Annotated in this window: 14 protein-coding genes; 11 read left to right on the top strand and 3 right to left on the bottom strand. The window is 68.5% G+C overall.

The features are described from left to right. Positions 1 to 18: 18 nt before the first annotated feature. Both C6A86_RS18680 and C6A86_RS18675 read right to left on the bottom strand, forming a co-directional pair. Positions 19 to 831, bottom strand: coding sequence for an enoyl-CoA hydratase/isomerase family protein (locus tag C6A86_RS18680; RefSeq protein ID WP_105364251.1), 813 nt, complete (start codon positions 829 to 831; stop codon positions 19 to 21). 48 nt (positions 832 to 879) lie between these two features. Continuing rightward, on the bottom strand, positions 880 to 1,731 hold the full coding sequence (locus tag C6A86_RS18675; protein ID WP_105364252.1) for a ribokinase: 852 nt from the start codon (positions 1,729 to 1,731) through the stop codon (positions 880 to 882). A 56-nt stretch (positions 1,732 to 1,787) separates the two neighbouring features. Here C6A86_RS18675 and C6A86_RS18670 point away from each other — a divergent pair, with 56 nt between their 5' ends. The 8 genes from C6A86_RS18670 (at position 1,788) to C6A86_RS18635 (ending at position 8,694) form a co-directional block, all read left to right on the top strand. Further along, the gene (locus C6A86_RS18670) at positions 1,788 to 3,035 is read left to right on the top strand and encodes a glutamate-5-semialdehyde dehydrogenase (RefSeq protein WP_105364253.1); all 1,248 of its coding nucleotides are present in this window, start codon (positions 1,788 to 1,790) and stop codon (positions 3,033 to 3,035) included. A 23-nt stretch (positions 3,036 to 3,058) separates the two neighbouring features. Next, positions 3,059 to 3,943, top strand: a complete 885-nt coding sequence (locus C6A86_RS18665) for a MoxR family ATPase (protein ID WP_105364476.1) — start codon at positions 3,059 to 3,061, stop codon at positions 3,941 to 3,943. Continuing rightward, complete coding sequence (locus C6A86_RS18660; RefSeq protein WP_105364475.1) at positions 3,943 to 5,388, top strand: VWA domain-containing protein; 1,446 nt, start codon at positions 3,943 to 3,945, stop codon at positions 5,386 to 5,388. The genes C6A86_RS18665 and C6A86_RS18660 overlap by 1 nt, the downstream gene beginning before the upstream one ends. Positions 5,389 to 5,465: 77 nt before the next feature. Beyond that, positions 5,466 to 6,089, top strand: coding sequence for a nicotinate-nucleotide adenylyltransferase (gene nadD / locus C6A86_RS18655; protein WP_233213096.1), 624 nt, complete (start codon positions 5,466 to 5,468; stop codon positions 6,087 to 6,089). Continuing rightward, positions 6,086 to 6,472 carry a ribosome silencing factor gene (gene rsfS / locus C6A86_RS18650; protein WP_105364473.1) on the top strand — a complete coding sequence of 129 codons (387 nt, stop codon included), beginning with the start codon at positions 6,086 to 6,088 and terminating at the stop codon, positions 6,470 to 6,472. The genes nadD and rsfS overlap by 4 nt, the downstream gene beginning before the upstream one ends. Further along, entirely contained in the window at positions 6,469 to 7,125 is a 657-nt protein-coding gene (gene gpgP, locus C6A86_RS18645; protein ID WP_105364472.1) for a glucosyl-3-phosphoglycerate phosphatase, read from the top strand. Before rsfS ends, gpgP begins: the two co-directional genes overlap by 4 nt. Continuing rightward, complete coding sequence (gene octT / locus C6A86_RS18640; RefSeq protein ID WP_105364471.1) at positions 7,115 to 7,861, top strand: diglucosylglycerate octanoyltransferase; 747 nt, start codon at positions 7,115 to 7,117, stop codon at positions 7,859 to 7,861. Before gpgP ends, octT begins: the two co-directional genes overlap by 11 nt. Further along, positions 7,858 to 8,694, top strand: a complete 837-nt coding sequence (locus C6A86_RS18635) for a DegV family protein (RefSeq protein WP_105364470.1) — start codon at positions 7,858 to 7,860, stop codon at positions 8,692 to 8,694. The genes octT and C6A86_RS18635 overlap by 4 nt, the downstream gene beginning before the upstream one ends. 1 nt (position 8,695) lies before the next feature. Here C6A86_RS18635 and C6A86_RS18630 read toward each other — a convergent pair whose 3' ends face one another. Continuing rightward, positions 8,696 to 9,751 (bottom strand): dihydrodipicolinate reductase, encoded by a 1,056-nt coding sequence (locus C6A86_RS18630; protein WP_105364469.1) that lies wholly within the window; start codon positions 9,749 to 9,751, stop codon positions 8,696 to 8,698. A gap of 75 nt (positions 9,752 to 9,826) precedes the next feature. Between C6A86_RS18630 and C6A86_RS18625 the strand changes: the two genes are divergently transcribed. Genes C6A86_RS18625 through C6A86_RS18615 form a run of 3 tightly spaced genes read left to right on the top strand, consistent with a single transcriptional unit; the run spans position 9,827 to position 11,822 of the window. Next, positions 9,827 to 10,507, top strand: a complete 681-nt coding sequence (locus tag C6A86_RS18625; protein ID WP_105364468.1) for a TetR/AcrR family transcriptional regulator — start codon at positions 9,827 to 9,829, stop codon at positions 10,505 to 10,507. 5 nt (positions 10,508 to 10,512) lie between these two features. Continuing rightward, a complete protein-coding gene (locus C6A86_RS18620; protein WP_105364467.1) occupies positions 10,513 to 11,391 on the top strand; it encodes an alpha/beta fold hydrolase in 879 nt (292 codons plus the stop codon). Between the two features lie 29 nt (positions 11,392 to 11,420). Continuing rightward, a complete protein-coding gene (locus C6A86_RS18615; protein ID WP_105364466.1) occupies positions 11,421 to 11,822 on the top strand; it encodes a hypothetical protein in 402 nt (133 codons plus the stop codon). Positions 11,823 to 11,847 lie beyond the last annotated feature (25 nt).

The raw sequence follows: 11,847 nt of genomic DNA, 5'->3' as shown, positions 1-11,847 counted from the left end.
ACCGACGGGGAGCAGGTTCTAGAGCCGGCCGTCGATCCGTAGGTCGGGGTGCACCCAGTCCGGCGAGCGGCGCTCCTTGAACGCCACGAAGCCCTGCCGGGCCTCGGGTCCGCTGTAGCTGGCCTTCATGCCGATGCGGTCGAACAGGCCCAGGTAGTTGTCCAGGCTCGACTTGATCACCGACCGGGCGGCCGGTGCGGTCCGGCAGACCTGTGCCAGAACCTCTTTCGCCTCGGCGAGCAGATCGTCATGGGCTACCACCCTGGTCACCAGGCCCCAGTCGAGGGCCTCGGCGGCGGTCAGGACCCGGCCGGTGAACATCAGGTCGCGGGTGCGCACCGGGCCGATCAGCCGGGCCAGCATCTGGCTGTAGTAGGTGTCGGCGATGCCGCGGAACAGTTCGGGCACCCGGAAGGTCGCGCGTTCGCTGACCACCGCCATATCGCTGCACAGCGCGATCTGCATACCCCCGCCCTGGGCGAGACCGTTGACCGCCGACACCACCGGCTTGACCGACTGGCGCAGCGTCTCGAACGGCGTCACGTCCATCGACAGTGCCGAGCCCCACGGCATCCAGTCGTCGGTGCCGTCACCGCCGCCCAGATCACCGCCCGGGGCGAACACATCACCGGTGCCCGTGATCAACAGGCCGGCCAGATCGGGATCGGTGTCTACGAGGCTGACCGCGTACCGGATGCCGAAGTACATTGCCGGGGTCATGGCGTTGCGCGCCTCGGGCCGGTCCAGGCGCACCACCCCGAACGGGCCGTGGCGCTCGAACGTCAGGAACGGGGTACCGAGCCAGTCGCCCTCGGGCGGTCGTGCTGTCATGGCAGCCGACTATAACGGCAACTGTTGACGTTCCAGTTGAACGCCGTTTCAGCCGAGCGCGTCCTCGATTGCCTCGTCGTCCGGGGCGCAATCGCCGGCGCCCGGCACCAGCGTGGCCAGCGCGCCCGCCGCGCAGGCGCGCCGCAACGCGTGCGATGGGCCGCCCGCCCAACCGGCGGCCAGCACGCCCGCGAACACATCGCCGGCTCCGGTGGTGTCCACGGCCTCCACGTCCGGGGCCGCGACGGCGATCTCGCCGTCGGCGCTGCGGTGGGTGGCCCCGCGGGCGCCGAGTGTGGTGACCAGATGTGGCACCGGCCAATTCCAGCGTTTCGCCTCGGATTCGTTGACGATGACGACGTCGGTGACCTCGGCCAGCTGCGCCAGGATGCCCGGATCAGCGCCCACCGGGGAGGCATTGAGCACAACCGTCGCCCCGGCGTCCCGCGCGATCCGGGCCGCGGCGAGCGCCGTCTCGCCGGGGATCTCCAACTGCATCAGCAGCACCTCACAGCCGGCGACCAGATCGCGCAGATGCGGCGAGCTCAGGCTGAGATGCCGATTGGCCCCCGGCGCCACCACGATCACGTTCTCCGCGTGCGCATCCACCACGATGCTCGCCGTGCCGCTGGGCATCGGTAGCGCGACGACGCCGCTGACGTCCACCTTGTTGGCTTCCAGATGGGCCCGAAGCGCCGCCCCCGTGTCGTCCTCGCCGACCGCGGCCACCAGCACGACATCGGCGCCGGCGCGGGCCGCGGCCACCGCCTGGTTACCGCCTTTGCCGCCGGGGGCCCGGACCATCGACGAGGCCAGCACCGTCGCACCGGGTGCCGGCAGTACCTGCACGGCGAAAACCAGGTCCATGTTCACGCTGCCCACCACACATACCCGCGCCACGCACCAACGGTAACCCCCACCGGGCCGGACGCGGGGATGCCCGATACGCTGGCTTAATGAGTGTGCAGACACCTGTCACGGCCGACTTGCGCCAGCAGGTCCACGATGCTGCGGCAGCCGCCCGGATCGCGTCCCGCGCGCTGGTCACCCTCAGCACCGTCGCGAAGAACCGCGCGCTACATGCCGCCGCGGACGCGGTGCTGTCGCACGCCCACGACATCCTGGCCGCCAACGCGGAGGACCTCGACGCGGCGCGTGCGGCGGGTACCGCCGAGGCGATGCTGGACCGCCTGGCCTTGAATCCGCAGCGCATCGACGGCATCGCGGCCGGGTTGCGGCAGGTGGCGGGCCTGCCCGACCCGGTGGGCGAAGTCCTGCGCGGCAGCACGTTGCCCAACGGTCTGCAGCTGCGCCAGCAGCGGGTGCCCCTCGGCGTGGTCGGGATCGTCTACGAGGGCCGCCCCAATGTCACCGTGGACGCCTTCGGGCTCACCCTGAAATCCGGTAACGCGGTTCTGCTGCGCGGCAGCTCCTCGGCGGCGCGCTCCAACGCGGCGCTGGTGTGGGCACTGCGCGAGGCGCTGGTTGCCGAGGGGCTGCCCGCCGATGCGGTGCAGTTGCTGCCCAGCGAGGACCGGTCCAGTGTCACCCACCTGATCCAGGCCCGCGGCCTCGTCGACGTCGTCATTCCGCGCGGTGGCGCCGGACTGATCGCCGCCGTGGTCCGCGACGCCACCGTCCCCACCATCGAAACCGGTGTCGGCAACTGTCACGTCTTCGTGCACGCTGCCGCCGATGTTGATGTGGCAGAACGCATCCTGCTGAACGCCAAGACCCGGCGGCCCAGCGTCTGCAATGCCGCCGAGACGTTGCTGGTGGACCGGTCCGCCGCCGACACCGTGTTGCCGCGGCTGCTGAACGCGCTGCAGGGCGCCGGCGTCACCGCCCACCTCGACCCCACCGATGAGGAGCTGCGCGCGGAGTTCCTGTCCATGGACATCGCCGTGGCACTCGTCGACGGCGTCGACGGCGCCATCGCGCACATCAACGAATACGGCACCGGTCACACCGAGGCCATCGTCACCACCGAACTTGCTGCCGCACAACGGTTCACCGAGCGGGTGGATGCCGCCGCGGTGATGGTGAACGCGTCCACCGCCTTCACCGACGGCGAGCAGTTCGGTTTCGGCGCCGAGATCGGCATCTCCACCCAGAAGTTGCACGCCCGGGGCCCGATGGGGCTCCCCGAACTGACCTCCACCAAATGGATCGTGTGGGGCGACGGCCAGACCCGTCCCGCCTGAACACCGCTGCGAAAAGAGCACATGTGAGCCTCCCCGCCCGCCCGGCCCCGCTGTTCACCGATATCGACGATGTCGCCAAGCGGCTCGCCGAAACCGGCTACCTGCCCGACAAGGCCACCGCCACTGCGGTGTTCCTGGCCGACCGGCTGGGTAAGCCGCTGTTGGTGGAGGGTCCCGCCGGCGTCGGAAAGACCGAACTGGCCCGCGCCGTCGCGCAGACCACCGGATCGGAACTGGTCCGCCTGCAGTGCTACGAGGGCGTGGACGAAGCGCGTGCCCTCTACGAGTGGAACCACGCCAAACAGATCCTGCGGATCCAGGCGGGAACCGCAGGCACGGGTGACTGGGACCAGACCAAGACCGACGTGTTCAGCGAGGAGTTCCTGCTGAGCCGTCCGTTGCTGACCGCGATCCGACGCACCGAGCCGACCGTGTTGCTCATCGACGAGACCGACAAGGCCGATATCGAGATCGAGGGCCTGCTGCTGGAGGTGCTCTCCGATTTCGCGGTGACGGTGCCCGAACTCGGCACCATCAGAGCCGAGCGGACCCCGTTCGTGCTGCTGACCTCCAACGCCACCAGGGAGCTGTCCGAGGCGCTCAAACGGCGGTGTCTGTTCCTGCACATCGACTTCCCCGACCCCGATCTGGAACGGCGCATCCTGCTGTCCCGGGTTCCCGAGCTGCCCGAGCGGATCGCCTCGGAGCTGGTGCGGATCATCGGGGTGCTGCGCGGGATGCAACTCAAGAAGGTGCCGTCGGTGGCCGAGACGATCGACTGGGGCCGCACGGTGCTCGCACTGGGCATGGACACCATCGACGACGAACTGATCGCGGCGACGCTCGGTGTGGTGCTCAAACACCAGTCCGATCAGGTCAAGGCGGCCGGCGAGCTCAGGCTGAACTGATGGCGTCCCGCCGCACCCGCCCACCACAGCCGCTGGCCCCCAACGGAATCCCCGGACACCTGGTGGAGTTCGTGGAGGCGCTGCGCGGCGTGGGCATCGCGGTGGGGCCGTCGGAAACGGTGGACGCCGGCCGGGTGATGACCGTGCTGGGGCTGGGGGACCGGGAGGCCCTACGCGAGGGCCTGGCCTGCGCGGTGCTGCGTCGCGCCGACCATCGCGACACCTACGACGCCATGTTCGACCTGTGGTGGCCGGCCGCGTACGGCGCACGAACCGTCATCGAGGACGAACCCGATGCCGAGGCCGGCCCGGAGGGTATGCCGCCCGAGGACATCGAGGCGATGCGCGCGGCGCTGATCGACATGCTGGGCCCCGACAGCGATCTGGAGAATTTCGACGACCGGTTGGCCGCCATGATCGCCCGGATCGTGGAGGCCTACGGGCGGTACAACTCCAGTCGTGGTCCGTCGTACTCGTCGTATCAGGCGCTCAAGGCGATGGCACTGGACGAACTTGAAGGCCGGCTGCTGGCCGGGTTGCTGGCGCCCTACGGCGAGGAACCCACCCCGACGCAGGAAGAAATCGCCAAAGCGATGGCCGCGCAGCGGGTTTCGCAGCTGCGCCGGATGGTGGAGGCCGAGACCAAGCGGCGCACCGCCGAACAGCTGGGCCGTGACCATGTGCAGATGTACGGGGTGCCGCAGCTCGCCGAGAACGTCGAGTTCCTGCGCGCCTCCGGTGAGCAGCTGCGCCAGATGCGCAAGACGGTGCAGCCGCTGGCCCGCACGCTGGCGACCCGGCTGGCGGCCAAGCGGCGGCGATCGGCGCACGGCCAGATCGATCTGCGCAAGACGCTGCGCAAGTCGATGTCGACCGGTGGCGTGCCGATCGAAGTGGTGCTCAAGAAGCCTCACCCGGCGCGACCGGAACTGGTGGTGCTCTGTGACGTCTCGGGCTCGGTGGCCGGTTTCAGCCACTTCACGCTGATGCTGGTCGCGGCACTGCGCCAGCAGTTCTCCCGGGTGCGGGTGTTCGCGTTCATCGACACCACCGACGAGGTGACCCACATGTTCGGGCCGGAAGCGGACCTGGCCGTGGCGGTGCAGCGCATCACCCGCGAAGCCGGCGTCTACACCCGAGACGGGCACTCCGATTACGGGCACGCATTCGTGTCGTTCGCGCAGAATTTCCCCAACGTGCTGTCGCCGCGTTCCTCGCTGCTCATCCTCGGTGACGCCCGTAACAACTACCGCAACCCCGAGACCGAGCTGCTGACCCGGATGGTGAACGCCAGCAGGCACGCGCACTGGCTCAACCCCGAGCCCAGGCACCTGTGGGGCAGCGGTGACTCGGCCGTCCCGCGCTACACGGACCTGATCCCGATGCACGAGTGCCGGTCGGCCAAGCAGCTTGCCGCGGTGATCGACGCCCTGCTGCCGGTCTGACCCGTCGGCACCGTCGAGCGACCCGGAACACTGCCGTAAGCTGGCTCTTCGTGGCAGCACGGCGCAGGTTGGGTGTGATGGGTGGGACGTTCGATCCCGTGCATCATGGACACCTGGTCGCCGCCAGCGAAGTCGCCGACCAATTCGAACTCGACGAGGTCGTCTTCGTGCCGACCGGGCAGCCCTGGCAGAAGCGTGACCGCCACGTCACCGCCGCCGAGGACCGCTACCTGATGACGGTGATCGCCACCGCGGCCAACCCCCGTTTCTCGGTGAGCCGGGTCGACATCGACCGTGGCGGCGCCACCTATACGACGGACACACTGCGCGACCTCGCCGCCCAGAATCCCGACACCGACCTGTACTTCATCACCGGGGCGGACGCGCTGGCCTCGATCCTGTCCTGGCAGAACTGGGAGGAACTGTTCTCCCTGGCCCGTTTCGTCGGGGTGAGCAGGCCCGGCTACGAACTCGACGGCGAGCACATCGCCGCGGCCATGAAGGAACTGCCCGAAAATGCCCTGACCCTGGTGGAGGTACCCGCATTGGCGATCTCGTCGAGTGACTGCCGGCTGCGCGCCCGGCAGGCCCGACCCATCTGGTATCTGGTGCCCGACGGTGTCGTGCAGTACGTGTCCAAACGCAACCTCTACCCCGCATCGGCGGCGACCGGGGACAACACACAGGAGAAACCCTCATGACCGCCACCCAGGAAGCCGTCGAGATGGCTACCGTCGCGGCCCGTGCCGCCGCGGACAAGCTCGGCAACGACGTCTTGGTCATCGATGTGTCCGAGCAGCTGGTCATCACCGACTGCTTCGTGATCGCGTCGGCGTCCAACGAACGCCAGGTCAACGCCATCGTCGACGAGATCGAGGACAAGATGCGCGCCGCCGGGCACAAGCCCGCCCGCCGCGAGGGAACCCGTGAAGGGCGCTGGACCCTGCTCGACTACGTGGACATCGTGGTGCACGTCCAGCACACCGACGAACGCGAGTTCTATGCGTTGGAGCGGTTGTGGCGGGACTGCCCGGTGGTGCCCGTGGATCTCGGCGAGCCAGACGCGCCGCAGGATGGCAAGTGAGTGTGCGCCGGCTGGTGCTGTTGCGGCACGGGCAGACCGAGTGGAACGCCGGCAGCCGGATGCAGGGCCAACTCGACACCGACCTGACCGAACTGGGGCGCGAGCAGGCCAACGCGGCCGCCGAGGTGCTGGCCAAGCGCCAGCCCCTGGTCATCATGTCCTCGGATCTGCGGCGCGCCCTGGACACCGCCACCGCACTGGGCGAGCGGTCCGGCCTGGAGGTGTCCATCGATGAGCGCCTGCGCGAAACCCATCTGGGGGACTGGCAGGGTCTGACCCACCTCGAGGTCGACGCCGTGGCGCCGGGTGCCCGGCTGGCCTGGCGCGATGACGCCCGGTGGGCCCCGCACGGCGGGGAGAGCCGGGTCGACGTCGCGGACCGCAGCGTTCCGCTCGTCACCGAAATCGTTGCCGCCCAACCAGGCTGGGGTGCCGATGAGCCGGACCGCCCGGTGGTGCTGGTGGCGCACGGCGGGTTGATCGCCGCGCTGACGGCCGGACTGCTGGATCTGCCGGTGGACAACTGGCCGGTGCTGGGTGGTATGGGTAACGCCAGCTGGGCGCAGCTGTCCGGGCACGACGTGGCAGGTGCCATCAAGTGGCGTCTCGATGTGTGGAATGCCTCGGCGCAGGTGGCCAACGATGTCCTCTGAGGCGCCTCGCCGAACCCTGCTCGTCTTCTGCGATTCGCTGTCCTACTACGGGCCGACCGGTGGACTACCCGCCGATGACCCCAGGATCTGGCCGAATATCGTTGCAGAACAACTTGGTTGGGATGTCGAACTGATCGGCCGCATCGGCTGGACCTGTCGCGACGTGTGGTGGGCGGCCACCCAGGACCCCCGTTCCTGGGCGGCGCTGCCGCGTGCCGGCGCGGTGATCTTCGCGACGTGTGGAATGGATTCGCTACCCTCGCCGCTGCCGACCGCGGTGCGCGAACTGATCCGCTACGTTCGCCCGCCGTTCCTGCGCCGGTGGGCCCGCGACGGGTACGGCTGGCTGCAGCCGCGACTGTCCCCGGTGGCGCGGCCGGCGCTGCCCCCGCACCTGACCGTGGAGTATCTCGAAATGACTAGGGCCGCACTGGATTTCAACAGGCCGGGACTGCCTGTCGTGGCCACGATACCGTCGGTGCACATCGCCGAGACCTACGGCAACTCGCATCGCTGGCGCGAACCGATCGTCAAAGCCATCACCGGCTGGGCCGATGAGCATCGGGTGCCCGTGGTCGATCTGAAGGCCGCGGTCGGTGCGGAAGTGATGGCCGGGCGGGGCAATCCCGACGGAATCCACTGGAACTTCGAGGCGCACGCCGCGGTCGCGGATCTGATGCTCAAGGGTCTCGCCGAAGCCGGTGCGTACCAACCGGACACCTCAGATCGGTCATGACCGTCCAGGTGGTGACCGATTCGTCGTCACGGCTGAATCTCGACGAACTCAAGCAATGGTCGATCCGGCAGGTGCCGCTGCACGTCCTCGTCGACGACCTCGACCTGCGCGACAGTATCGACGAGATCCCCAACGACGTGTTCGACCGCAATCAGGTGACGACCTCGGGCGCCTCGCCGACGGATCTGGCGCAGGCCTATCGGGAGGCGTTGGCCGACAGCGACGGTGACGGTGTCGTCGCGGTGCATCTGTCGGCGGCACTGTCCAGCACCTTCAGTTCCGCCGTGGCGGCCGCCCGTGAGTTCGGTTCGGCGGTGCGCGTGGTCAACACCCGCTCGGCCGCGATGGGGGTGGGCTACGTCGCGCTGGCCGCGGCACGTGCCGCCCAGACCGGCGCCGAGCTCGACGCCGTCGAGGCCGCGGCCCGCGCAGTGGTTCCGCGGGGGCATGTGTTCATCGTCGTGCACCGCCTGGACAATCTGCGTCGCAGCGGGCGCATCGGTACCGCGGCGTCCCGGCTGGCCACCGCGCTGTCGGTGAAGCCGCTGCTACGCCTGGACGTCGACGGCCGGTTGGTGCTGGCGCAGCGGGTGCGCACGGTGTCCAAAGCACATGCCGCGATGGTGGATTCGATCGCCGAGGTGGTGGGTGAGCGTTCCGCGTCGATCACGGTGCACCACGTGGACAATCACGATGCCGCCGCCGAGTTGGGCGCGGCACTGACGGCCCGGTTGCCGCAGCTGGAGTCGCTGACGGTCCGCGATATGGGTGCGGTGCTGGCCGTGCACGTGGGCGCCGGCGCCGTCGGTGCGTGCGTCAGCCTCGCCGAGTGATTCAGCCGGCGAAGCGCCCGGTCACCGGTGGCAGGTCCTTGAGGGTGGCGATGCCCGGGGCGGCGGCGACCACGGCGGGTACCGCGTTGGTGACCGGCATGGCGGTGTAGATCATGCCCAGGCCCATGAACCCGGGTTCGGCCCAGTCCTTGGGCGGCAGGCAATGCAGCACGGTGCGCATGTTGGGCAGGCCGAATACCTGGATGACATGGCCGTGCTCAAGGGGTTTGGGCGGTGTGACGTGGTCGCCCATCGTCCAGTTGAACCCCACGCTCACGACATTGCGGTCGCCGACCCATCCGCGGTGGTAGCCGAGCACGCTGCCGACGGTGCCCTTCGGGATCGTCATGAAACCGAGGTCGGTGTCGCCGGTGGCCGCGGTGAAGGTGACGTCGAAGGTCATCCGGTCCAGTTTCGCGCCGATCGCATCGGCCATCATCGCCGCGGATTCGGCGAACACTTCGCTTTCCCGGCGCACGCTCTCGGCCAGCCCAGGGGTGTCCGGGTCCTGTGAGAATCCCATGGCGGTCTGGGTTTCCGCGGATTCGTAGGTCGAGCAGTCCACCGACTCGGTGATCCTGATCTCGTCGACCCGCTCGCACGAGCCCGAGAGCACCATGGCGACCATATTCGTCATTCCTGGGTGTGCGCCGCTGCCGAAGATCGTGGAATTGCCTGTTGCGCAGGCTGTTCTGATGCGATCCAGATCTTCGGGCGACTGCTTGCCGCCGGTGATCCAGGCCGCACTCGAACAGACGTTGATGCCGGCCGCCAGCAGGGCGACAAGCTCGTCGATGCTGGGCCACAGCGGGTTGTAACAACAGGCATCCGGTTTGAGGGCGATCAGCGCGTTGATGTCGTTGGTGGCCGTGATCCCGGTGGGGGTCGGCCAGCCCGCGAGCTCGGCCGCATCGAGACCGACCTTGTCCGCGCCGTGGGCGTAGACGCCCACCAGTTCCATATCGTCGCGGCCGATGATGGCGTGCAGCGAGCGGGTGCCGATGTTTCCGGTGGTCCACTGGATGACGCGGAGGGGGTCACTCATGGATGTGAACATTATTCGAAAGATGTTCACCCGTGTAACCCGGGTCACAAATCGTCTCCTCCCGGTTTTCGGGTTACGATACGAAACGTGTCGTACTTGAACCGGTCTGCAGATGAGGCGCGGCGCGGAGGTCGTCCCCGCGACGAGGCGCGGGAAGCCGAGATCCTTGGCGTCACCTATGCGCTGCTGACCGAGGTCGGCTACGACAATGTCACCTTCGAGGAGGTGGCCCGGCGGGCCGGCGCCTCCAAGGCCACGCTGTACCGGCGCTGGAAGTCCAAGCGCGAGATGGTGACCGCCGCGTTGAAGGCCATCCCCGCGCACCGCGACGGACCCGACGAGATCGACACCGGCAGTCTGCGCGGAGACCTGCTGGCCCTGTGCCGGAGGCTGATCACCACGATGCGTTCGACCGACGGGCAGACCGCATTACTGCTGCTGCAGGCCGGTCTGGAGGATCCGGCGTTGTGCGAGGAGATCGAGCGGACCGTGGGACCCACCGGTGCTCGGTTGCCGCCGACCGTCATTTCAGCCGCCGTCCGGCGCGGCGAACTGCCGCACGATATCGATCCGTTCGCCTTCGAAGAGGTGGCCGGTGCGGTCCTGCTGCTGCGACGGATGAACGGCCTCGACACCGACGACGCCTACCTGGAGGCGCTCATCGACGCCATCCTGTTGCCCGCGCTGCGCGCCGCGCCACCGGCAGCGGCGCGGCTGCCCGCCGGGATCTTCTCCGGCCATCCCGTCCATGCGAAGGAAACCCATTGAGCACCATGACCATCCACGGATTCAGCTACTCGACCGAGATCGGCGAGGACGGTGTCGAGATCAACGTTGCCGTCGGCGGCCACGGCCCGGCTGTCGTTCTGCTGCACGGCTTTCCCCAGACGCACTACATGTGGCGCCGGGTCGCCGAGGACCTGGCCGACGAGTTCACCGTCATCGTCCCCGACCTGCGGGGCTACGGAGACAGCGGAAAGCCGGCGGAGGCCGGCGCTGACACCTACTCCAAGCGCACCATGGCGCGCGACGTGACGAAGGTCGCGGCCGCGTTGGGGCACCACCGATTCGGTGTGGTGGGCCATGACCGCGGCGCGCTCGTCGCGGTGCGCGCCGGGCTCGACCAGCCGGAGACCGTGCAGTTCCTCGGGATTCTTGACGTGCTGCCCACCCTGGACACCTGGGATGTGCTGCACGGGGTGAATGCCAAGGTCGCTTGGCATCTCTATTTGATGGCGCAACCGGTGGGACTGCCGGAGAAGATGATCACGGCGGTGGCCGAGGAGTTCTTCGCATCCTTCCTGGACGCCTGGGACACCGACGGGGCCACCTTCAGCCCCGAGGTCCGGCGGCACTACATCGACAGATCGGCGGCCGCCGTGGACTCCATCGTCGCCGACTACCGGGCCACCGCCGGGATCGACCTGGACATGGACCGCGCCGATCGCGAGGCCGGCAGGCAACTGCAGATGCCGGTCGGGGTCATCTCGCAGGACTGGGGTGCGCAACTGGGCTTCGACCCCGCCGCCATCTGGGCAGCGTGGGCACCCGACTTCAGCTACGAACCGATCGACGCCGGCCATTTCATGGCCGAGGAGAAGCCCGCCGAGATCTCACAGTTCGTCCGGAAACTCGCCGGGCGCCGCCGGTGATCAGCGGTCCTGCGCTCTAAACTCCCGGCATGGCTGTGGATTCCGGGACGGTGGGCCGCTGGTTCGACGAGTACCTCGAGGTGTTCGCGGCGGTTGTCCGCGGGGAACGTCCGATCGCGGCACTGCTGGACTGCTATGCCGTGCCGCTGACATTGACCACCGACGAGGGGGCCATCAGCCTGTCCACCCATGACCAGCTCGCCGCTGTGATCCAGGGCCAGGTGGACGGTTTGCGCGCCCAGAACTACCACCACACCACGTTGTCTCACGCCGAGGTCACGGTGCTGAACGCCTCCTCGGCGCTCTACCGGGGAGCATTCGTGCGCCACGACGTCGACGGCGCCGAACTGGGCCGGGTCGCGGTCACCTACCTGTTGGTCGAAGGCCCGGACGCTGCGCAGATCGCGGTGCTCGCCTCGCACGGCACCTGATCCGGTTCATCCACAATGCCGGATC

Origin of the sequence: Mycobacterium sp. ITM-2016-00316 (assembly GCF_002968335.2) — a bacterium.
Taxonomy (GTDB): domain Bacteria; phylum Actinomycetota; class Actinomycetes; order Mycobacteriales; family Mycobacteriaceae; genus Mycobacterium.
Note: the sequence above shows the minus strand (reverse complement) of the source record. Positions and strands in the feature narration are given on the sequence as shown.

Excerpts from the sequence above, each read along its gene's own strand:
- C6A86_RS18680 (WP_105364251.1), bottom strand. The coding sequence starts at position 831 with ATGACAGCACGACCGCCCGAGGGCGACTGGCTCGGTACCCCGTTCCTG.
- C6A86_RS18670 (WP_105364253.1), top strand. The coding sequence starts at position 1,788 with ATGAGTGTGCAGACACCTGTCACGGCCGACTTGCGCCAGCAGGTCCAC.
- C6A86_RS18660 (WP_105364475.1), top strand. The coding sequence starts at position 3,943 with ATGGCGTCCCGCCGCACCCGCCCACCACAGCCGCTGGCCCCCAACGGA.
- nadD (WP_233213096.1), top strand. The coding sequence starts at position 5,466 with ATGGGTGGGACGTTCGATCCCGTGCATCATGGACACCTGGTCGCCGCC.
- rsfS (WP_105364473.1), top strand. The coding sequence starts at position 6,086 with ATGACCGCCACCCAGGAAGCCGTCGAGATGGCTACCGTCGCGGCCCGT.
- octT (WP_105364471.1), top strand. The coding sequence starts at position 7,115 with ATGTCCTCTGAGGCGCCTCGCCGAACCCTGCTCGTCTTCTGCGATTCG.
- C6A86_RS18635 (WP_105364470.1), top strand. The coding sequence starts at position 7,858 with ATGACCGTCCAGGTGGTGACCGATTCGTCGTCACGGCTGAATCTCGAC.
- C6A86_RS18630 (WP_105364469.1), bottom strand. The coding sequence starts at position 9,751 with ATGTTCACATCCATGAGTGACCCCCTCCGCGTCATCCAGTGGACCACC.
- C6A86_RS18620 (WP_105364467.1), top strand. The coding sequence starts at position 10,513 with ATGACCATCCACGGATTCAGCTACTCGACCGAGATCGGCGAGGACGGT.
- C6A86_RS18615 (WP_105364466.1), top strand. The coding sequence starts at position 11,421 with ATGGCTGTGGATTCCGGGACGGTGGGCCGCTGGTTCGACGAGTACCTC.